The sequence below is a fragment of the Dysgonomonas sp. genome (assembly GCF_035323175.1).
In the GTDB taxonomy this organism is placed as follows: domain Bacteria; phylum Bacteroidota; class Bacteroidia; order Bacteroidales; family Dysgonomonadaceae; genus Dysgonomonas.
In genome coordinates this window covers 14,253-37,897 of record NZ_DAOKYH010000015.1, presented here as the reverse complement: position 1 = coordinate 37,897, position 23,645 = coordinate 14,253, and the positions used below count along the sequence as shown (strand labels likewise).

Annotated in this window: 15 protein-coding genes; 10 read left to right on the top strand and 5 right to left on the bottom strand. The window is 38.6% G+C overall.

Features of this window, described 5'->3' with window-relative positions; all coding sequences use genetic code 11:
- Positions 1–14 precede the first annotated feature (14 nt).
- The 10 genes from PKC55_RS14605 to PKC55_RS14560 all read left to right on the top strand — a co-directional run bounded on the left by PKC55_RS14605 (position 15) and on the right by PKC55_RS14560 (position 15,797).
- The gene (locus PKC55_RS14605) at positions 15–1,697 is read left to right on the top strand and encodes a RagB/SusD family nutrient uptake outer membrane protein (protein ID WP_291126169.1); all 1,683 of its coding nucleotides are present in this window, start codon (positions 15–17) and stop codon (positions 1,695–1,697) included.
- Positions 1,698–1,711: 14 nt separating this feature from the next.
- Positions 1,712–4,114: a glycoside hydrolase family 2 protein gene (locus PKC55_RS14600; RefSeq protein ID WP_291126167.1), complete on the top strand. Its 2,403-nt coding sequence runs from the start codon at positions 1,712–1,714 to the stop codon at positions 4,112–4,114.
- A gap of 4 nt (positions 4,115–4,118) precedes the next feature.
- Entirely contained in the window at positions 4,119–5,090 is a 972-nt protein-coding gene (locus PKC55_RS14595) for an ROK family protein (protein WP_291126166.1), read from the top strand.
- Positions 5,091–5,100: 10 nt separating this feature from the next.
- On the top strand, positions 5,101–5,679 hold the full coding sequence (locus tag PKC55_RS14590; protein ID WP_291126164.1) for an SIS domain-containing protein: 579 nt from the start codon (positions 5,101–5,103) through the stop codon (positions 5,677–5,679).
- A 25-nt stretch (positions 5,680–5,704) separates the two neighbouring features.
- Entirely contained in the window at positions 5,705–7,285 is a 1,581-nt protein-coding gene (locus tag PKC55_RS14585; protein ID WP_291126162.1) for a glycoside hydrolase, read from the top strand.
- A 22-nt stretch (positions 7,286–7,307) separates the two neighbouring features.
- Positions 7,308–8,993: a leucine-rich repeat domain-containing protein gene (locus tag PKC55_RS14580; RefSeq protein ID WP_291126160.1), complete on the top strand. Its 1,686-nt coding sequence runs from the start codon at positions 7,308–7,310 to the stop codon at positions 8,991–8,993.
- Positions 8,994–9,067: 74 nt separating this feature from the next.
- The gene (locus tag PKC55_RS14575) at positions 9,068–10,228 is read left to right on the top strand and encodes an MFS transporter (RefSeq protein WP_414647289.1); all 1,161 of its coding nucleotides are present in this window, start codon (positions 9,068–9,070) and stop codon (positions 10,226–10,228) included.
- Positions 10,229–10,285: 57 nt separating this feature from the next.
- On the top strand, positions 10,286–12,361 hold the full coding sequence (locus PKC55_RS14570) for a glycoside hydrolase family 36 protein (protein WP_291126159.1): 2,076 nt from the start codon (positions 10,286–10,288) through the stop codon (positions 12,359–12,361).
- Between the two features lie 164 nt (positions 12,362–12,525).
- Positions 12,526–14,616 carry a glycoside hydrolase family 36 protein gene (locus tag PKC55_RS14565; protein ID WP_324373537.1) on the top strand — a complete coding sequence of 697 codons (2,091 nt, stop codon included), beginning with the start codon at positions 12,526–12,528 and terminating at the stop codon, positions 14,614–14,616.
- Positions 14,617–14,738: 122 nt separating this feature from the next.
- Complete coding sequence (locus PKC55_RS14560; protein ID WP_291129942.1) at positions 14,739–15,797, top strand: endonuclease/exonuclease/phosphatase family protein; 1,059 nt, start codon at positions 14,739–14,741, stop codon at positions 15,795–15,797.
- Positions 15,798–15,828: 31 nt separating this feature from the next.
- On the opposite strand, the gene PKC55_RS14555 is transcribed toward PKC55_RS14560, so the two are convergent.
- The 5 genes from PKC55_RS14555 to PKC55_RS14535 all read right to left on the bottom strand — a co-directional run bounded on the left by PKC55_RS14555 (position 15,829) and on the right by PKC55_RS14535 (position 23,364).
- A complete protein-coding gene (locus PKC55_RS14555) occupies positions 15,829–16,374 on the bottom strand; it encodes an RNA polymerase sigma-70 factor (RefSeq protein WP_291030034.1) in 546 nt (181 codons plus the stop codon).
- A gap of 30 nt (positions 16,375–16,404) precedes the next feature.
- On the bottom strand, positions 16,405–17,214 hold the full coding sequence (locus PKC55_RS14550; RefSeq protein ID WP_291129947.1) for a glycoside hydrolase family 16 protein: 810 nt from the start codon (positions 17,212–17,214) through the stop codon (positions 16,405–16,407).
- A gap of 222 nt (positions 17,215–17,436) precedes the next feature.
- Positions 17,437–18,966, bottom strand: a complete 1,530-nt coding sequence (locus PKC55_RS14545) for a SusD/RagB family nutrient-binding outer membrane lipoprotein (RefSeq protein WP_291129949.1) — start codon at positions 18,964–18,966, stop codon at positions 17,437–17,439.
- A 19-nt stretch (positions 18,967–18,985) separates the two neighbouring features.
- The gene (locus PKC55_RS14540) at positions 18,986–22,345 is read right to left on the bottom strand and encodes a SusC/RagA family TonB-linked outer membrane protein (protein WP_291129951.1); all 3,360 of its coding nucleotides are present in this window, start codon (positions 22,343–22,345) and stop codon (positions 18,986–18,988) included.
- 23 nt (positions 22,346–22,368) lie between these two features.
- Positions 22,369–23,364 carry a FecR family protein gene (locus PKC55_RS14535; protein WP_324373536.1) on the bottom strand — a complete coding sequence of 332 codons (996 nt, stop codon included), beginning with the start codon at positions 23,362–23,364 and terminating at the stop codon, positions 22,369–22,371.
- Positions 23,365–23,645 lie beyond the last annotated feature (281 nt).

The following is a 23,645-nucleotide window of genomic DNA, read 5'->3' as shown; positions in this document are numbered from 1 at the left end:
AAATCTAAGGCAAAATGAAAAAGATAATTATAATATTAATTTCTGTTTTTACAGTTAGTTGTTCCGATTTTTTGGATACAGATCAATTAACGCAGAAAGATTCATCAAATTACCCTCAAACTCCTGAAGAAGCATATACGTCTCTTATGGGTGTGTATAATGCTTTTGGATCACGTGTGGGTGGGGGCGAAACAGAACATTCTTTTATTGTTCTCAACCTCATGGCAGATGATATGCTGGGAGGTGGAGGGAAAGACGACCTCACTTCTCATGCTATCGATTTGTTCAAGCTTACATCAAGAACGATGTACACCGATCTATGGGAATGTACATGGCGTTCGGTTTATCGGGCAAACTTGCTGCTTGGTTCTTTGGATAATATAAAGTGGCCAACTACCGAGTCAAGAAACAAAATAGAGGGTCAGGTACTTTTCTTACGCGCTTTTACCTATTTCCGTCTGTGCTCTATGTTTGGACCCGTACAGCTGATTACTACTCCCGAACCTGTAAACCTTCCTCGTGCTTCGGCAGAGGATGTATATGCACAAATGGGGGCCGATCTGAAGCGTGCAATTGAAATATTACCCGCTACTAAATTTCAGGATATTCCTAAAAGTGAGAATGGATTGGCTACACGTTGGGCTGCTCAGGCTTTAATGGCTCGTATATTTTTATTCTATACTGATTACTACAAGCAAGCCCAAATGGGTGATATTACAAAAGAGCAGGTAGTAGCATGGGTTGACGACTGTATAGCTAACAGTGGACATGATTTGATTCCTGATTTCAGAAACTTGTGGCCATATTCGATTGTAATGTCAGGAAAAACAAAATCTGATTACAAGTACGCAGCGGATAACAATTTAAAATGGATAGGGGAAAATGGAGATAATAACGAAACTATGTTTGCTATCAAATGTTCCACTGCTGCTCAAGGAAATAACTATGATCGTAGAAATACGGTGAACTTACACTTCGGATTTAGAGGTAATCAGGATTTATTGCCTTTCGGGTCAGGTTGGGGAAAAGGACCTGTCAATAGTAAATTCTATAACGAATGGCCTAATAATGATCTACGCAAACGCGGTTCGGTTCTCGATGTGTCTGATGCAACACACGAAGGAGAAGGTTCTACCTCAAAATATAAATGGGGACAAGCTTACCAATGGAATGAAACGGGTTATTGGTCAAAGAAATATATGCCGGTGAATGTGTATGACGACAAAGGAAATATTGTATCGTACAGTTCTATCTTATGGAATATGCCAAACGATCCTCAGTTTAATAGCACTCAGGATATAGTGCTTATCCGTTTTGCTGACCTCCTTTTAATGGGTGCGGAGTTAGGTGGTTCTAAAGCTCAGGAATATATGGATCGGGTACGTAAACGTGTAGACCTACCATCAGTTCCGGCAACATTGGAAAATATCAAGAATGAGCGTAAATACGAACTAGCATTTGAAGGTATAAGATGGCTCGACGTATTGAGATGGGGAGATGCTGAATCTACTGTTAACGGAATGAACGGTATAACCTTGAAGAATAATAGCCAGAATGCTACCTATAAGATAAAATTCCGTCCCGAAACCGGAGGATTCTTACCTATTCCGGAAGCCGAAATAACATTGTCTAATGGAGTCTTGACTCAAACACCGGGTTGGAATACCAATGATGCTATGTTGCAACCGGGTGAATAAGAAAGAGAAGAATTATGACTATAATTAAATATCGATTATTAATCTTATTGACCTCAGCCCTATTTCTGGGAAATATAACGGCTTTGTCAGGGAATATTTCTTTGAATGGGAAATGGCAGCTCTCCTACTGGAAACAGCCTTCTAAGCCGGTTGTTACTCCACAAGCTATCAAAGATATGCAAGTGGAAAAAATAGACGCTTCTGTTCCCGGAAATGTTGAATTAGACTTGATGGTTGCGGGCTTGATTCCCGACCCAATGATAGGTAGTAATGTGAACGCATTACGAAAGTATGAAAACTATCAATGGTGCTACACAAAAACATTCGAAGCTCCATTAGTCCAAGAAGGCCAACGGGTCGAATTGTTTTTTGGAGGAATAGATTGTCTTGCTGATATCTGGCTCAACGGAGAGAAAGTGGGAGAGGCTGCAAATATGTTAATCGAGCATAAATATGACGTGACAGATTTTCTGAAAAGAGGAGAAAATACTTTGCAAGTAATTATCCGTTCGGCTGTTATGGAAGCTCAGAAACATACACTTGGTACGATTAGTATTGGTAATTTTCCGGCAGAGGAGGCTGTTTATATTCGAAAGGCTCCGCACATGTATGGATGGGATATTATGCCGCGTTTGGTCAGTGCCGGATTGTGGAGAGATGTTGAACTTCGGGTACTCAATCCTACTCGTCTCAAAGATGTAAATTGGATGACCATCAACATCGATACAACGGCTCATACTGCACGTATTTTTACAGATGTACAGATGGTTATCCCCTTTGATAAGTTTGACAAAGTGAAGGCTCAATTTACCCTTCGTCGTAAAGGAAAAATCGTATATCAGAATTCGCAGATTGTAAGCACTCCGGCTTTTCGTCATATATTCGAACTTAAGAATGTTGATTTCTGGTGGCCTAGAGGCTACGGTGAAGCTGCGCTCTACGATGCAAGTGTGCAATTGATAGATTCGGATGGAAAAGAGCTGGATGTCAACAATTGTAAAATTGGGGTTCGCACTGTAAAGCTGGATATGGATGATATCAATCTCCCCGGAAAACCCGGACAATTTCGATTCATCGTTAATAATGAACCGATCTTTATTCATGGCACTAACTGGGTACCAATGGATGCATTGCATAGCAGAGATAAATCTCACTTGAATACGATGATCGACATGGTCGTAGACATCAATTGCAACATGATTCGCTGTTGGGGTGGCAATGTATATGAAGACACCAACTTTTTTGATCTTTGTGATCAAAATGGAATTCTTGTATGGCAAGATTTCGGTATGGGGTGTACATTCTATCCACAGCGTGATGATTTTGCAAGGATGATTGAAGAAGAGGTTACGTCTGTTGTGCTTAAGTTTCGAAATCATGCTTCTTTGATTCTCTGGTCGGGCAATAATGAGAACGATTTGGCTATGCGTTGGACGCTGCAACCACTGAATATCAATCCAAATAAGGATGTGATAACTCGTGAAGTTATTGCTAGAGTACTCTATGAATTTGATCCCACACGACCTTATATACCAAGTTCTCCATATTACAGTCAAGCAGTATGGGAACATGGCGGTGGTGACGAATTATTACCCGAGAATCATCTCTGGGGGCCACGAGGATACTATAAAGAACCATATTATACAAAGGCAGCCTGTTGTTTTGTTAGCGAAATAGGGTATCATGGATGTCCGAATGTCGAAAGTCTAAACAAAATGATGACTAAGGAAGGTGTTTACCCTTGGACTAAAGACAAAGAATGGAACGATGAGTGGGTTACAAAGTCGACACGTAGGTTCCCTTCTCAAGGAAAAACTTTCGATCGCAACAATCTAATGTTGAATCAGGTGAATTTGCTTTTTGGCGAAATACCAACCAAACTTGACGATTTTGTTTTTGCATCACAGGCAGTGCAGGCCGAGGCTATGAAGTTTTTTGTAGAGTTGTGGCGTGGGCAGAAGTTTAGTCCTAAAACAGGAATAGTGTGGTGGAATCTTCGTGATGGCTGGCCAATAATTTCGGATGCTATCGTAGATTACTACAACTCAAAGAAAATGGCGTATTATTTCATTAAAAATGCACAAACAGACCTTTGTGTACTCATAAATGATCCTGTAGATAATGGCTATCCTTTAATTGTTGCCAATGACACCCGTAATCTGCAAAAAGGACAGGTGATTGTGTCTGACATGGCATCTAATAAAGAAATATACAAAGGAAATTTCGAGGTTTTGGCAAATGGTATGAACAAGATAGCTTCATTACCTCTGCAAAAAGGGCAAGGGGTACTTCTCATCAAATATAAAGTGGGGCAAAAAGAATATAGCAATCATTATTTATATGGAGAAGCTCCTTTCAATTTGCAGGAATATAAAAAGTTATTAAAAAAGACAGGATTGTATCCTAGTATTAAATAGGAATATGAAAGATAATTTATTAGGAATTGACATAGGGGGCACTAAATGTGCCATCGTTTACGGAAAAAGAATAGGCTCTGATTTGCAGATAGTTGATAAAACAAAAATAGAGACTACTACAGTTGAAGAAACGATCAGAAATATAATGAGTGAAGCAAAAAGAATGATGGCACGCTTCAATCTTACCGCTCAAACAGTCCGTGCTGTAGGTATTAGCTGTGGCGGACCGCTCGACAGTAAGTCGGGAACGGTAATGTCTCCACCCAATTTGCCGGGCTGGGATAATATACCTATCGTGAAAATCATTGAGGAAGAGCTTGGTGTAAGAGCCGGATTACAGAATGACGCCAATGCGTGTGCATTAGCCGAGTGGAAGTTCGGTGCCGGGAGGGGAACTCAAAATATGATTTTTCTGACATGTGGAACAGGACTTGGTGCGGGAATAATTCTTAATGGTTCTTTATATTCGGGAACGAACGATAATGCCGGAGAAGTTGGGCATATTCGTCTAACAGATGACGGACCGATAGGGTACGGTAAAGAAGGCTCTTTTGAAGGATATGCCAGTGGTGGCGGAATAGCTCAATTGGCTCGTAGTTTAGCTGCAGAAGAGATAAAAAAAGGAGGCCATGTTTCATGGTGTCCATCTCTCGATGATATGGAAAATGTAAATGCGAAGCTCATTGCAGAAGCTGCCGGAGCAGGAGACAAACTTGCCCTGAAGGTGTACGAAACATCAGCTACTTATTTAGGGAAAGGCCTTGCTATGCTAATAGATATTCTAAATCCGGAGCTTATTGCTATAGGCAGTATATATGCCCGCAACAAGGATATGATGGAACCTTATGTCTTGGATCAGATATCGAAAGAAGCTCTGGAAGGAGCAAGAGATGTTTGCAAGATAGTTCCTGCGGCTCTTGGCGAAAATATTGGAGATTATGCTGCTCTTTCTATAGCTGCCAATCTAATCGATTAAAAACAATATTATGAAAAATTTGATAAGAGAAAGCTCGCAAGCAATATTAAAAGAGGTCGATAGTTTTTGGAACAATCCAGAAACAATAGAAGTCATTGAACGGGCTGCTATATTACTCTCCGATTCATTGAGGAAGGGGAATAAAATTATTAGCTGTGGCAATGGAGGATCTCTTTGCGATGCTACGCATTTTGCAGAAGAATTGACGGGACGCTATCGTAAAAACAGAACGTCTTTACCAGCCATTTCAATAAATGATCCGGCATACATAACATGTGTTGGAAATGATTTTTCGTTCGACGAAATATATTCCCGCTATGTTGAAGGTGTGGGATGCGAAGGTGATGTATTATTGGCTATCAGTACCAGTGGTAACTCTAGCAATATAGTGAAGGCAGTTGAAAGTGCCCATCTAAAAAAAATGAAAGTTTTAGCACTAACCTCTACCGGCGATAATCGTCTCTCTGCATTGAGTGATGTTGTAATTGCTGCACCGAAAGTTCATTTTTCCGATCGGGTGCAAGAGATACATATTCAAGTAATACATATTTTGATTCAAGCGATAGAGAAACAACTAGGTTTTGAATAATTGGATTTTATAAAAAAGTTAATCAATGAAAACACTGAAATATTTCAAACAAACATTTGTTATCGTGCTTCTTTTTAGCATGATGACTATTTCTAGTGCCTGTTCCAATATAGATGAAGGTTATAACCGTATTCCATCCAATTTTTACCCCACTCAGGTAAAAGAATCTACAGGTGTGAAATTGGTAGGGATAGGAGTCGAACTGGATCCTCATTTCTTCTCACAAAACTTAACCCGTCCAGAAGACGGATCTAAGGCTGAAGATTGGAACATCGTAAAAGAGCGTGTAAAGAAAATGGGTGTCCAAAATTTCCGGGTAATGGTACAACCGCATTGGTGGGAACCACTAAATGATAATGATGACCCGAATGTTGCGGATATGAGCAAGTTTACTTTCGATTCGCAGGAAATGCAATCATTATATAAAGTACTGGAATTAATACAGGAAAATAATGGAGAAGTAACACTTGTACTATGGGGATGTCCTGTAAACATGGATTTGATAGCAGGAACACCAACAGGGAAGCATTTTCTTTGCGATAGCAGACCGAATGCTCCGTGGGTATGCGGAACGGATAAGTATGAAGAATTTGCCGAAAACTTCTCGGTATTGGTCAAATATCTGATCGAGACGAAAGGTTTTACATGTGTAAAAGCAGTAACTCCATTCAATGAGCCTGATAGCCATACCCCCAATTATGGTAGAACGATGTGGCAAGGAGAGCCTGACAGCCATCCCGATCAGTATGCACCTATGGTAAAGTCTTTGGATGCAAAATTTAAGGCAATGGGACTTAGGGATAAAGTAGAGTTCAATCTATCTGACAATACAGATGGTAGCCCTAACTATTTAAAATCATGTGCAGAAGCTCTACAAGCAGAAACAAATTTACTGAATACTCATACTTATAAGTTTGGATACACTACTTCGAATGCCGATATCGTTAATTGGGAAAAAAATAATGTGACTCTATCGAGCGGGAAGAAACACTTTGTAGGGGAGTTCGGCTCTAATCAAACTTCGGGTTCTTCACGTCAGTTAGATATCGATAAATACGAACGAGGAGTCCTCTTGACTCGTATTGCTATCAACTTGCTTAACGGAGGTGCTGCTGGTGTAAGTTACTGGTCGTTGATAGATCAATACTATAGCAGAAATGGAAGTTATTCGGAAATGCAACAGCTCGGCTTATGGAAATATGTAAAAAAAGCATATGAGCCTGATCCGGAAATTTATAATGCAATAAAGGAAGACTATGAGGTCAGACCTCATTACTATGCATATAGTATGTTGACTCGTTTCATCAAAAAAAATGCAGAAGTATTTCCATTAGATTTGAACGAAAATCTTGTTGCCGGAACAGCCATTCTGAATGAAAATAATAAATGGGTCTACATCTTTGCAAATGGCTCGGAGCACAATAAACCTGTAGAAATTATCAATGACAAGTCTCAGGCAAATGGAGAATATGAGGTTTACAAATATGTAGAAGGAAATCTTCCTACCGGGGATAATCTCATTCAATCTACAGAAACTATAAATATTAAGGATAAAACTTCGCTTAGCATTTCGCGTTCGAGTGTCTTAATATTAGTTCAAAAATAAACAGTAATTAAAGCCTAATAAAATGAATAAGTTTAAATTATTAATATTATTGGTTTCGCTAACTTGCTTCTGGAGTTGCGATGATGTGACTGAGTATGATTTATCATTTGGTATATCCGGCGTTGTTATACCTAAATATGAAGAAGGTATCCAAGGAACGGAAGTTAAAATACAAGGACGGGGTTTTCAGTCTACCGACCACCTGCATTTACGTCCGTTACTGAAACCTCTGGACGGTTCTTTTGATATAGATGTTGAAATAAAAGAGGTTACATCTTCTTATCTCTCATTCTTGTTTCCTCTCAATGCAAAAGAGAGTGGCTATTCCTTGGTTCTTCTCAGAGGCGACAAAGAGATATCACTGGGTAGTATGCAGCAATGGTTACCTAAGGGATGGGTAGCAGATATAAATTTGCGTAATACACTTAAAGTAATCGGACCTCAGCTATTTGATGCTCAGGATAGTTTGAAACTTTCTGTAGCAGCTGATTTCGAATTCGAAAATGGAACGTTGAATATTTCGGGTAAAGGAATTACTAATTTGAGTGGTTTAGAGAAATTCCCTAAATTGAAAACTCTTTGGGCTACAGATAATAATCTTGGCAACATTGAACTAGTGGGAATGGATGGTATTGTCAGCATCTTTGCATGGAGTAGCAATATTACAAGTATGAATATACAGTCTAAAACATTGCAAACTTTATACATGGGCAATAATCCTCTCACAGAACTAGACTTGAGCAAATGTCCGGCATTACTAAACATTGTATTGGATAATATCAAATTCCGTAAATTAGATATCAGCAACTGTATGTGTTTTGGCTCGTTTGATAATTTCAAGTTCGATTTCGATACAAATCAGGAATGTCAGTTACTAGTGAGCAATATCTGGTTCTGGCACATGGATATGTTCAACAGATCGAGTGCTGTAAGAACAGCAGGTCTTTCGGGAGTGAAGGTAACTACAATAGGTCTTGACAAAGAAGTTGTATTTGATAAAATTAATTGGACTAATGCAGGTACAGCATCCATGCCGGATGCAAATCTGCGAGCCATAATGAAAGGTTATTGTCCTCAGGCTTTCAGTGGAAATGACATCATAATCAGTGAAGCCAGAAATGCTAAATTACCAACTAATCTGGCTAATAAGCTCGATCTTTCGGACAAAAATATTACATCTTTAGATGGTTTGAAATACTTCGATGATGTTTGGTATCTGGTATGTGATAACAATAACATAAGTGAGATTGATATGACAGGCTGGTACAATCTAACAACGATATCAGCGAAAAATGCAGGACTAACTTCTTTCAAAACGAAGGATCAACCATGGTTGAGAGATATAGATCTAAGTAACAATACTTCATTGAAATATATTGACATGCGGGGTATTTCATTACTTAGCAACTATAATATTCGTTTCATTGCTACAGGATGTCCGATAGAGTATCTTGATCTACGTAATGGTTATGCTTGGTCTACATGGGGACAAAGTGGAGATAAGTTGGCATTCGACTTTACAGCCGATACATCTAAATCACGGACGCTGAAAGTAGAAACTGCAGAAAACGGAGGTTGGAGTAGTGTTTGGAACTCAGGTGTAAACCCTGTTCAGAAAGCAATTGAAGCAGGTGTTCGTGTAGAGTACTATAACTGGACAAATGCGGCTACGGGTAACTATGGAGAGTTATTAAAAACGGTCAACTAAAAAGGATTATTAAACACAGTAAGCTATCCCGGATTAGGGTTCGGGGTAGCTTTAATCAAACGAATTTGTAAAGGATGAAAAATAATACTTCCGCCATAAAAATATTATCAGTGATGTTTGGATTTTTCATCATGGGATTTGTAGATATCATAGGGATTTCTACTAATTACGTAAAAAATGACTTTAGTCATCTTACCGATTCCATGGTAAATCTGGTATCACTATCCTGTTTTTTGTGGTTTCTTATCTTATCTATCCCCACCGGGATGCTGATGAATAAAATAGGCCGAAAAAAAACAGTGTTAATTAGTTTTGCATTCCATGTATTAGCTATGTGCTTGCCTCTGGCAACCTATGACTTCACCACTGTTCTAATTATGTTTGGGCTGATAGGGATTGGCAATACATTGTTACAAGTATCGCTCAATCCGCTCGTGGCAGACGTAGTAGGCTCGGGCAAACTAACAGGCACTCTTACTTTAGGTCAATTTGTGAAAGCGATAAGCTCCTTTGTTGGTCCTATTCTCGCAGCGTCGGTAATCGGTACTACACTGGGATGGAGAATGATATTTCCGATATATGCGGCACTTTCTCTTCTTGCTTTTATTTGGTTGAGCTTAACTAAGATAGAAGATAAACGAAATGACACTTCTAATATTTCAATTAAAAATACTCTTGAACTTTTCAAGGATAAGTATATCGTAGCCTTTTTTATCGGAATATTGGTGTTAGTGGGTGTTGATGTAGGAATGAACATGACATTTCCTAAGTTATTGATGGAAAAGGCCGGACTTTCGGTAGAAGATGCAGGTATGGGCAACAGTGTATATTTTCTGTCTCGTACCGTGGGGGCATTCTTAGGGGGTATATTGTTGATGAAGAGCTCCGAGTCGAAGTTCTTTACCTACAGTGTGTGGATAGGATTAGTAGGACTGCTTTTACTGTGCATCAATACGAATGTTTGGATAACGCTGGCTTGTGTTGCAATATTTGGTTTAGGTTATGCCAATTTATTTTCTATCATATTTTCGTTGGCATTAAAACGCATTCCTGAGAAAGCAAACGAAATATCGGCTCTGCTGATTGTCGGAGTTTCGGGTGGTGCTATACTGCCTCCTGTGCTTGGCGTTGTTACCGATATTTTCAAAACGCAGATATCAGCAATTGTTCTCATCGCTGCTATATGGTGCTACTTATTGTGGCTAATAAGCATTGTCAGAAAAACAAGTAAATAAAAACATTGAAACCTATATTAAAGCATTGCAGATTTCTTGTAATAAAATAAAAGTTCTATGATAAAAAATATTTGCAGTAAAGCAATCATCACGTTTCTTATTTTCATCTGTGCGACAATGAGTTCTCGCGGGCAAACTGTTACTAAGATGACCAAAACACCGGTAAATGTAGAAAATCAGATATCAACACTATTTGCCAAAGGTAAAACTCCTCCGTTTTCGTTTGTATACGGTGGTGTTTCTTCAAAAGAATTTATTCGCAAATGGAAACATACTATTGAGAAACAAAAGGTAGAAGAATCGGGAGTTGTCAGATATCTTGCGACTTATACCGAAGCCGGGACAGGGCTGAAAGTGGAATGTGAAATAAAAGGATATCCGGATTTCAAGGCTTTGGAATGGACGATTCATTTCACAAATATGGCTACTGCCAATTCGAAAAGCCTGAAACAGGTAAAAGCCATAGATATGGAGATGGATTATCCTGTCGAAGGCAATTTTAATCTGCATTATGCAGATGGTAATCATATATCCAAATACGACTTTCATCCTCGTACGCTTACTTTGAACCCCGGTGAAAGTAAATTGATGGAGCCAATAAACGGGCGTTCATCCGAAGGCGATTATCTGCCAATATTCAATATCGAATCAGCTTCATCCCAAGGTGTTTTTGTGGGCATCGGGTGGAGCGGTAGCTGGTATGCAGATATCAGCTGTAAAAATCAAAAAAGAATATCCATAGAGTCGGGAATGAAAACGATGGATCTCTACTTGTATGGAAAAGAAAGTATACGCACGCCAAGCATTACACTAATGTACTGGAACGGCGACGACCGAATGGAGGGACACAATCAGTTCCGTCGCTTTGTGCTGAATCATAAGACACATAAAATAAATGGGAAAAATGCTCCTTATCCATTAGCTACAGGCTTCAATTATAAAGACCCTGCTCCTTATACTGAGTATTCGGGTTTGACTGAAGAATACGCAATTGCGATGATGAAACGTTACAAGCAATTCAACATTATGCCTGAAGTATTCTGGTTAGATGCCGGATGGAATACCGGAGCTGCAGATTGGGAAAAGGGTAAAAGTTGGGCTAACACAGTTGGTAACTGGACGGTAGATACAACACGCTTTCCTCGTGGATTAAAGCCTATCTCGGAAGAAGCACATAAGCTAGGAGTAAAATTTATGGTGTGGTTCGAACCCGAACGAGTAATCAGAGGTACGCAATGGGCTGTAGAGCACCCCGAATGGATGCTGGATATTCCCGAACATAACGATGATACTTATCTCATGTTTGATCTCGGAAACACTGAAGCTTGCGACTGGCTGTGTAAATATATCGGAGACATGATAGAAGAAAACGGAGTAGATCATTATCGTCAGGATTTTAATATGCATCCCGATATTTATTGGGCTGCGAACGAAGAAGAAGGACGAGTAGGGATGAAAGAAATACGCCATATCGAAAATTTGTATAAGTTTTGGGACTATCTGCTCAAGCGTTTCCCTAATTTGTTTATAGATAATTGTGCCAGTGGAGGAAAACGGATCGATATGGAAACGATCCCAAGAAGTGCTCCTCTATGGCGAAGCGATTACTATCATTACGATGATCCTGATGGCTATCAATGTCATACTTATGGATTAAACTTTTTCCTTCCTCTGCATGGTACCGGAATTTTACAGACCGACCCGTATGCGTTCCGTTCAAGCATGAGCACCTGTTTGACCTGCAACTGGAAAATAACAGACAAAAGTTTTTCGATATATGAAATGCAAGCCCGATTAAATGAATTTCAAGATATCCGCCCTTATTATTATGAGGATTATTATCCATTAACGGGGATAGACGATACAACTCTCGATAATATCTGGTTGGCATATCAACTCAACCGACCTTCTGATAACAGCGGGGTTATAGTTGCTTTCCGTCGAAAGGCTTGCGAGAAAAACACTATTGAAGTGAAACTCTCCGGCATCAAACCCGAAAAGAAATATAAAGTAACAGATCTGGATAAAAACGAATCCATTATTATATCGGGAAGAGAGCTTGCCGATAGATTTGTCTTGACTTTGGATAAGCCAAATCAATCGCTGCTGATAAAATATAAGGCAGTGGAGTAGGGCAGATATATGAAAAGCAGAATACTTTATCTATAATAATACTAGAATAGCTTTTAACTGATAGTATAGAAAAAGTGACAGAAATAAAAAGTGTAAAAAGGTGTTACTTTTGTCACCTTTTATCAATGATGTTTTGATAATCAATAAATTGATAAAAATATATAATGAAAAAAAACATAGTTTATCTAATCCTACTGTTATTGGGATCTTTGTCTGTCGCAGGGCAGTCGACGGTACAAATAACAGGTAATAAAAATGATATCGGCAAATGGATTTCCGCTAATTTCAGAAAGGGAGTTACTCCTCCATTTTCGTTTGTATATGGTGGAAAACATTCGAGCACATTCATTAAGAATTGGAGCTATAGTGTGAAAAATATAACGGAAAGTGATCCTTCCGTTATTAAGCGTATCTATTCTTACAAAGACCCGGTGTCGGGGCTCACTGTAGAATGCGAAGTAAAAGGCTTCAATGCTTATAACGCCGTAGAATGGGTGCTTCGTTTTGTGAATACAGGAAATAAGAATACTCCCGAGATCTCATCTGTGAATGCCTCTGATATTACATTCACATATAAAGAGGGCGGAGCCTTGAAAATGCATTACGCGGACGGTAGCCATGTGTCAAAAGAAGACTTCCATCAAAGGCTAAAAGTGATGCAGCCTCACGACAGTCTGTATATGGAGCCATACGGAGGGCGTTCTTCTCAGAATGCTTTTCCATTCTTTAATATGCAAGCACCCAAAGGGCAGGGGGGCGTATTAGCAGCCATAGGATGGACTGGAACATGGTTTGCCAAAGTAAAGGCAGAGACGAGCAAGAGTACAAATCTGAAATCGGGTATGGTAAATCTTAAAACATACCTGTATCCAAAAGAGAGTATCCGTACACCAAAAGTATGCTTATTGTTCTGGAATGGTGAGAACCGCTTTGTAGGACACAACGCCTTCCGGCGACTTGTTCTCGAACATTATACATGGAAACAGAATGGTAAGCCTACGGTATATCCCGTATCTACCAGCTTCAATTACGGAGATCCTGCGCCATGTAATGAATATACATGCATGACAGAGGATTATGCTATCGCTCTTATCAAGCGCTATGCACAATATAAACTGGTACCTGATGTTTTCTGGCTTGATGCAGGGTGGTATATTAAAGCTGCAGATGTTGCCGGTAAAAAAAACTGGGCTAACACTGTCGGTAACTGGACTATCGATCCTGAAAGATTTCCTCGTGGATTTCGTCCTATAGCGGATGAGGTACACAAACAAGGGGCTAAATTTATGGTGTGGTTTGAACCTGAACGTGTTATGAAGAATTCGGATTGGGCGAATCAATACCCGCAATGGATGCTCGATGCAAAAGGATCAGTGAAACAGGAAGAATGGCAGAAAGATGGTGATCATGATGCTGTACTTTTCAATCTGGGAAATGCGGAAGCTTGTAAATGGCTTGGAAAATTTATAGGTGATTTTATGGAAACGAACGGAATAGATTATTATCGTCAGGATTTTAATATCGAACCGGCCGGCTTCTGGTATAATAATGATGAGGAAGGACGACGTGGTATTTGCGAGATACGCTACATCGAGGGTCTTTATAAATTCTGGGAATATTTATTGAATAGGTTTCCGAATACAATAATTGATAATTGTGCAAGTGGCGGACGTCGTATCGACTTGGAAAGTATATCCAGAAGTGCCGCATTGTGGCGTACAGACTATAATTATGGCGAACCTAACGGATCTCAATGTCATACTTACGGACTCGAACTCTATTTACCTCTACATGGTACAGGTATTCAGCAGGCTGACTCCTATACCTTCCGCTCAGGATTGGGAACATCTGTTATTTATAACTGGAAAGTAACAGAAGGAAACTACAATGTAGTTGATATGCGCAACAAACAGGCTGAGTTTAACGAAGTACGTCCTTACTTTTATGAAGATTATTATCCATTAAGTGGATCGGGTGATGTGGATATTACAGCCGATAATATATGGATGGTATACCAATTATATCGCCCGTCCGATGACAGCGGTTATATCGTTGGATTTCGTAGAGCTAATTCTCCCGACCAAACTTATCAGGTAAAGTTGCAAGGGTTAAAGTTGGATAGAGAATATACATTAACAAATAAAGATACAGGAGCTGTCCTTGTGAAAAAGGGAAGTGAGCTTGCCAAAGGCTTCGAGATTACGTTAGATCAACCTCGCTCTAGCCTTTTAATGAAGATTGAAATAAAGCCTTAATATTTATTGCAAAAGATAGTACCGGAATAATTGTTATTTGATAATGATTCATGATGGTACTATCTTTTTATTTCTAATTAAAGAATACTACTATGTATAAGAAGTTCTCTTCAATATGTAAAATGCTATTAATCTCTTTATTGCCCTTTTTTTTCTTATCGAATACTTATTGTTCAAAATCAATTAAACCTGATACCGGTAAAGAAGAAAAAAGGAAAACAATCGAGCTTACTCTGTTACAGCTTAATATTTGGGTAGAATGTACCAAAGTGCCCAATGCGGTTCAGGGACTAATAGATCAGATAGCAGGATTGAAACCCGATGTCGCCACATTCTGTGAATTGTATAAAGGGGAGGAAGATGATCCCGTTATGCCTCAATTGATAGACGCGTTAAAAAAACAAGGGCTTAATTATTACAGTGCGCGTATAGATGGTAGAGCTATTATAAGCAAATATCCGATTGTAGAACAGCAGCGGATCAACAAATGGCAGTTTAAGGCTGTGCTGAATGTAGACGGTAAACGTGTTGCGGTTTATCCCGCCCATTCCGAGTATAGATACTACACTTGCTACTACCCGAGAGGTTATAACGATGGCAGTAAAGACTGGAATAAATTAAACTCGCCTATTACTGATGTGGCTACAATATTGAAAGTATGTAACCTTTCGGGACGTATAGAGTCTGCTCAAGACTTTATAAATGATGCTAAAACCGAAATGAGCAAAGGTGGATTAGTTATTTATGCCGGAGATTTCAACGAACCGTCTCATCTCGATTGGCAAGCTGGAACAGCTAATTTATTCGATCATAATGGATGCGTGGTAAATTGGGGTGTATCGTCTTTATTATATGAGAATGGATTTAAAGATGCATACCGAGAGACATATCCCGATGTAGTAAAATACCCGGGATTTACATTTCCGGCTAACAATAAAGATGTTGTCCCGAATGCTATTACTTGGACTCCAGATGCAGATGAGCGAGAACGTATTGATTTTGTATACTATTATCCAGATAAACGGTTGACGGTAAAAAGAGCAGCGTTATTTGGACCAAAAGGCTATATAGTAAGGGGAAAGAGAAATGAGGATAAAACAAAAGATCGGGTTATTAAACCATTCAAGGATGTTTGGCCGACTGACCACAAAGGAGTTTTTATTACTTTCGAAATAAAATAGACTTTAATATTTATACACAGTCTAATACCTATTAAGTGTTTTTTTCCACATAAGAGAAAAAGATAATCCAGAGGAACATGGATTTGAGTATATGCGCTTTTATCTTCTTCAGGGCTACCGAAATATGTTTTTCCACCATCTTTTGGGATATACCTTCTTGCTCTGCAATTTGAGTGTAGCTCATACGGCTATAGCGACTGAGTTTAAATACAGTTTTGCATTTTGGAGTTAGACTTTCAATGGCTGTTTCTATACTTTTTTCAAATTCAGTCCTGTCTACGCAATCGTATGCTTCATCCAGTTCTTTTTCTTCAGATATCCATTTGGCGAGCAACTCTTCGTGAAGTTTTATATCTCTAAAATAGTTTAATATACGGTTACGGGCAGCGGTATAAAGGTATGCTTTTATATCATCTATTTGCAGCAATTCTCTATTTACCCATAAGCTACAAAATACATCTTGGGCAATATCTTTGATAACATGCTCATCTTTAGTATAAAGATTTAGGAAATAACATACTGGTTCATAATATGTGTTGAATATTTCCTCAAACTCAGACTCTATATAACTACGCATATCTTATATTCTTATTTGTAGAAGGAGTCACTATTCTTTCTGATAAATACGTACATAATCAATATCGAAGTAATGCGGAAACAACGTATTGTCTACACCTTTTATACCACCTAATCCTCCGCCTATGGCAAGGTTAAGCAATAAGTGAAATGGTTGATCGAAAGGCCATGCGTCTATTCCCTCTTGTTTGCTGAATGTAAAATAATGAATACCATCGATATACGATCTGATCTGATGCTCGTTCCATTCCATAGTATAAACATGAAACCTATCGGTAACTAGCGGAGCGTGAATTGATTTTCCTACCTGTGTACCTTTCGTATGGTTATATGTTTCGGTATGAACTGTAGAAAACACACTGTCTGGTGAAAAACCTACATGTTCCATAATGTCTATTTCACCACATCTGGGCCAACCACCGTATTTACTCTCTGTAGGCAACATCCATATTGCAGGCCAACTACCTTTACCTGTCGGTAGTTTTGCACTTACTTCTACCTTTCCGTATAGCCAATCTCCTTTCCCTTTTGTCCTTAGTCTTGCAGAAGTATATTGTTTACCATTAGACTCTTCTTTCACGGCAGTGATTCTTAATACACCGTTACATACACGAGCATTGTTTATATTTCTGTCGGTATACCATTGTAACTCGTTGTTTCCCCAGCCATATGAGTTTCCATGTGTATCGAAACTCCATTTTGTAGAGTCAGGTAGACCTCTATATTCAAACTCATCAGACCATACTAATTTCCAGTCACCGCTTTGAGAGGATAACGATTTGGGTAAAATAAATAAAATTAAGGCGATTAAGATTATTCCTTTTTGGATATAATGATTCATTTCTTTAATTTTTTAGTTATACTTCCTTTCTCCACTATAAGATTTTTTACTCGTCGTACTAAATCTTTTTTTTAGCGAATATATGTATCTCTATGGTTTCCTTTATCACAATCTTCTTTAGTCTCGTTTGATAACTATAAGAAAACCATAGAGCACATAATAATTATAGATGAAGATACAAAAACAAGCTGGATAATTGATAAAGTTTATAACAATTGTATGTTATTTAAGCAACCACATCAATTTATTGATTTCGTCATAGCCTTCGTACTGTTTATCCAGTGCTATTTTTAAATTATCACGATTGTAATTTGTTTCTGAACTTGGATACAACCAACGCATAGGTAATCCGTTTTTATTATTCTCATTCAAACTTGTTTCAGGGTTGATAGGGAAGTCAGGATAGTTATTACGTCTGTATTCAAAGAAACTACTTTGAGCTTCTTGCATAAAGTTAAGAATGTAGCGTTGCATCCATATCTGTTTCAATTGCTCGTTGGTAGAGCCTTTGAATTCTGCGTCACCAGTAAAGTAATTGTCAATATAACTCTGAGTAATGGCTTTACCGTGCGCATATTCAGCCTTAGTCGCCATAATAGAGGCAAGAGCAGATTTTACACCGCTTTCGTAATAAGATTTTGCATCACCTGTTGTTATCCAGCCTCTTACTCTTGCTTCTGCAACGATTAGTTGTTGCTCGGCATAAGTTAATACCATGCGTGGTTCACAAGCATCTTCTTTTAAGTAACGCTTGTTTAATAGCGAATATTTATTGGCGCTATGACCTGCATTCATTGCAGAATAATCCATTGAAACATCAACGCCTATATAGGCTTCTTCGTCCGATTCTGTTTTACCTGCAGCGATAGCTGCTCCTGCAGGTTCTGCAAAGTAGAATAATCTTCTGTCTCCTAAAGATTTCAAATTGTCGATGAGTAAAGAACTTACAATTGTTTTACTGGTAAACAAATCATTGGTACTTGATAGTGGGTGTCTGTTTAGACTTGAATAATTAAGCCCGAAAAATCCTGTTGAGGCTTCCAGTAGGTTGCCACTATTAACGATTTCAGCAAAACGTTTCTTTACTTCCAAAGATGCCACATTCTCTTTTTTGCTCAATGTTATCAAGACTTTTAGTGCGAGTGCATTTGATGCTCTGCGCCATTTAGCAGGATCACCATTATACGGAGTTGGGTCTCCATCGAAGTTTGTTCCGTCCGCAAAGAACTGATCTGCCTCTTTCAACTCGTTTAAAATACCTTTGAATACATCATCTTGTGTGTCATAACTTGGCTTGTAAACACCAGATGCACCTTTATTCGATTCACTATACGGTATATCCCCTAATTCCATTGTTAGTTTGAAAAATGCAGCTGCGCGAACAAACTTTGCTACACCTTTGTATGAGTTCTCCATCGGACTGCCTTGCGCATAGCCTAGCATTTTATCTATGTTAGGTAGTACTGTCAGTATTTCGAAGCTGCTACTTCCTATTGTGTTGTATTGCGTACTCATTTGTCCTTCGTTAGCATAGCCTACATATTTGGATAATGCGTTATCGGAGATCATTACCTTTGCGTCTCGTCCATCAAATCGGGCTACACGTAACACTACATTTGTGCATAGCAAAGATGCACTAACCTGAGATGTAGAGTCGGGGTTAGTATTCAAATCGTCGAAATTGCTACATCCTATAAATATTGATAAAAGAAGGATGCTTGCTATAATCGTGAATTTATTTATGGTTTTCATTTCGTTTCAGTTTAAAGTTTTAAAAATCTATTTTCACATTAAATCCAATATAACGCTGAGACGGGTCGCTAAAATTATCTATACCTCCGTCTGGGTCTGAATATTTAAAATCTTTAGCCCATAATAGCATATTTTGCCCTACAGCCGATACTGCAATATCTCTCGCTCTTAGTTTAGCCGATAGTGTTTTTGGAAGATTGTAGGTCAGAGCAATTTCTCGGATTTTGAAGAATGTGGTGCTGTAAGCATCCAACGAAGAAGGAGAACCTCCCCATGCTGTTCCTTTATGTAGATTTTCGATATATGTTTTGTAAGTAACGGCTACATCATTAGCAGCATATTCGCGAGTGTCGCTTGTAATGTTTCCGTATGTATCGTACGTTGCTTTCCCCGATATTACTTTTACACCTTGCCCTGTATAGTTTTTCGTTCCAGGCTGGGTTGCATCCAGATAACGTTCAGGAACTACTGAGTTAGGATGTGATCCGGCACGCCACATATACATTTCGGTAGTTGTTTGAGCAATACCACCTACACGTCCGTCCATCGTCATTCTAAAATGCCAGTTTTTGTACCTTACACTAGTGTTCATACCCCAAATCCAATCAGGATCGTAATTCCCAAACTTAGAATCGTATGCCGAGTAGAGTGGTAGTCCATTGCTATGTATTATATTACCTTGTGGATCTTTTTGATACTCTCTGATTATATAATGATCTACTCTCTCTCCAACTTTTACCCAAGGTTTATCTTGCGAAAATGTTTCATCCAGTTTTGTATAATAGCGGGCATATTTCGACCAATTTAGCGTTACATCCCATTCCCAGTCTTTTGTTTTGATTGGTGTTACAGTAGCTGTAATTTCAAAACCTCTACGTGTGATTTCTTCTCCCGAATTGATATAGTTGCTTTTATAACCAGAGGCTGGGCTTATAGGCGCTTGTACTATAAAGTCGTACATGCGTTTATTATAATATGCGACATCAAGCGAAGCTCTACCTTTGAAAAAATTGAGAGCTGTACCTACTTCGAATGTTGATGTAGACTCTGCTCTTACGCTTGTACTTCTGATAGATGTAGGATATGTAGCCGAACTTAGATTTCCCCAAGCATTTTGTGTAATCGCATAGTCTGAATTAATATCATATATGTTAGCGGGCTTTTTGGAAGTTGTCCATGATCCACGAAGCTTCCAGAATGATAGCCAATTCACCTCAGGTAGAAGTTCAGAAGCAATAAAGCTACTTGCTACCGATGGATAGAAATAAGAACGTTCTGATTTTGAAAGGGTAGAACTCCAATCGTTACGCATAGTTGCTTCTATATATGCCATGCTTCGCCAAGATGCCCCCACACGTCCGAATACACTGTTTACTTGTTTCTTATACAATCTTGAATTGGTAAGTACAGAATTAATAGATGCCTTCAATGAGTAGAATCCCGGTATTGAGAGTCCGCTTTGTGTGCGGGCTTCCATTCCTTCATCTTGGTTGTAGAAAATAGAACCTCCTACAAATCCGTCGAATCTGAAATCTTTATATGCCTTGTCTGCAGCTAAGATAAGGTCGTTGTTGATGCTGTAACCTCTGCCTACGCCCATATTGAATGAGCCTTTTGCTGATTCGCCCCATATCTCTGTCCCATTTTTTATTACGGTTGATGTACCTCCTCCTGTGAACGAACCTTTGGATATGCGTACATCCTGACGGTCACTATAACTGTCGAATCCAGTTCTTAATGTAGCTTTCAACCAAGGAGTAACATCATAGTTGAGAGAAAGCGTCCCGTTAAAAATATCTCTGTTTAATGTATGCAATCTCTCGTATCTGTCGAAGTATGGATTGTTATTTGCACTTTCATAACTACTATTTTGCTTCTCGTTTTTTATTAGCCAATAGTCTTTATAGTCTCTGATATCGTAGTCTGGAGCCGACCATACCAATAGACTGTACATAGGATCATATCCGGCATATCCATTGAATCCTAGATTGGGAGAGGTTTGTTTGTTGAATCCTAAGCTCGAAGACAATGTAAACTTATCAACTTTCATTTCTCCACCAAGACTATAGGTATATTTATTGAATAAAGAGTTGGGATATTGACCTTTATTTTGTACCCATGTCGCAGATGCTCGTAAACTACTATTTTTAGTTTGTTGTACAACATTTATATTGTTGTTTAGTATATAGCCCTGCACCAGGAAGTTTTTAAAGTTGTCTTTTCCTCTAGCAGTGTATGGCATTGGCGTCATTGTTTTTGAAATAGGGTCCCATTGTACTACTTCTTGCCCCTCCATTGGTACACCCCACGAACCGTCGCCTGTACGTGCATAGGTATTCGTTGCTGTATTCACAACACGTCCGTAAGTTGATTGCATCTCGGGTATGGCAAGATAACCCGCTGTAAACATAGTTCCACTATTTATAGATACAGATAAGCCTTGTCTTTCCGAACCTTTTTTTGTTGTAATCATGATGGCTCCTCCATCACCTTTAGATCCATAAAGGGCAGAAGCGGTAGAGCCTTTTAATACGTTCATAGACTCTATGTCGTCAGCCGGCAAATCGCGCAATGTCATATTTGTATAAGGAACACCGTCTATAACGATTAACGGGTTTTCGCCACGAAGAGTTATTTCGGGGGCAGCTCCAAATTCGGTACTGTTTAGTACATTCAATCCTGCCACTCTACCAGTCAGTGATGTTCCAACATCTAATGGGCGTACAGTCTGCAAGGCTTGTCCCTGTACTCCTTGTACAGCGTACCCAAGAGCCTTTTCTTCACGTTTGATGCCCAATGCAGTAACTACGACTTCTGAAAGTACTCTTTCATCTTCTATCAGAATAATGTCGAATGCAGATTTTGAACCCACCGTTACGGTATTTGTTTGAAAGCCGATGGATGTAATATTAATTTTTGAATCTTCGTTTACTGATAGTTCAAACTTTCCGTTGATATCAGTAATTGTACCATTTGTTGTTCCCACTTCTTTTATCGTGGCTCCAATAATAGGTTCATTGTTTGAATCTAATACGACTCCAGATATTTTCTTTTGAACGGTTTGTTGGTGAACCGTAATGGGTTTCAAAACTATTTGGTTGCCTTTTATTTCGTAGCCAACGCTTTTGTTCTTAAAGACTTCTGTCAATACTTCTTGTATAGACGCATTTTGGACATTCAGGATTACTTTTTGCTTGTCGTCCAAATCACTGTTGCTGTATATAAACGAATAGCCGTATTTTTTCTGGATGTCGCTAAATAGCTCTTTGATGGAGATATTTTTTACACTGATATTAATTGGTTTTTGAGCTAGAATTGCTGAGTGCGCCATTAGACACAAAATGAGTGTAAATAGCAATTTTCTGATTATTGTTTTCATGGTATTAAATAAAATGTTAGTAACTATTTCCCTTTTATTTTCACTGAGTTGTCATATATTTCATATTCTATTGGTGTTATCTTGTTAAATAGGTCGAGAAACTCTCGCAGCGATTCGGTATTCAAAAGGAATGTGTATCTTTTACTTTCATCTAATTGAGAGTAAGAGATATTAACTCCATACCATCGTTCGAGTTTCTTTATTGCAGTATATAGTGTCGCATTATGAATGAGCAATTTATTTGCAGTCCAAAGTTTTGCTTCCTCTGTATCTTCGTTTATTATTTCGTATTTCAGATTGTGTTTATTTATGTGTGCTCGTTGAGATGGTGACAGATTAAACATATGCTTGTTCTTTTTTGCATCTAATACTTCTATTTCACCTTCGATGAGGGATATTTCAAAAAAATCATCACCATCGTAATTGGAAACATTAAAGCTTGTGCCGAGTACGCGGATTTTGACCTTACCGATGTCTACAATAAAGGGTTTATCCTGATCATGAGCAACATCGAAAAAAAGTTCTCCATGCGCTTCGATTGATCTGTTCTCGTCATTGTAGTCGCTAGCAAATGATAGCTCTGACTTAGAATTAAGCCATACTTTTGTTCCATCAGCAAGTATTGCTTGAGACTTCTCGCCCCATTGAGTACTTATATGAGTAAAAGACTTGGGCCTGTAAGCATTATTAATCAAATACCCCGATATAGTGAGCAAAGACAGTATTAATACAGCAGTAAGTGCCCACATAGTATACGGAATAGAATGTTTCTTCCTTATGCCTGTTTCTTTTTCGAGATATTGCTTGTAATCTGTTTTATTACAGATTTGCTTCCATACAGCTTCTTTATCAGGAATAACATATGATGGCTGATTTATGTAAATCCATTCTTTCTGTAAGTCAAGAAAGGTATTTAGGTTGTTGTCATCAGCAGCAAGCCAGTCTTCAATAAATCGCTTTTCTTGGATATTGCATTCATTTTTGCAATATTTGATCAATATTTCGTAAGGAATCTCCATCTTCTAATGTTTTATACAACTATGACACATATGTTGAGGAAAACCCTACCTTAGAATGGAAAATATTTTTTGAATTTGTTTAGGGGAGGGGTTTTTTATTTAGAAAATCAATTGTTTCCATTCATATATGGAGTTAGTCTCTTACCCATTTTCTGCTTTTTTAAGATCAGTATCCCGATTATTTTTTATATATTTACGAACCGGAATCATTTATACAAACGCAATAGCATCCTTTTAGCTGTACCTGTGTTTGCTCCGGATATGATTAGACAAATATCGTT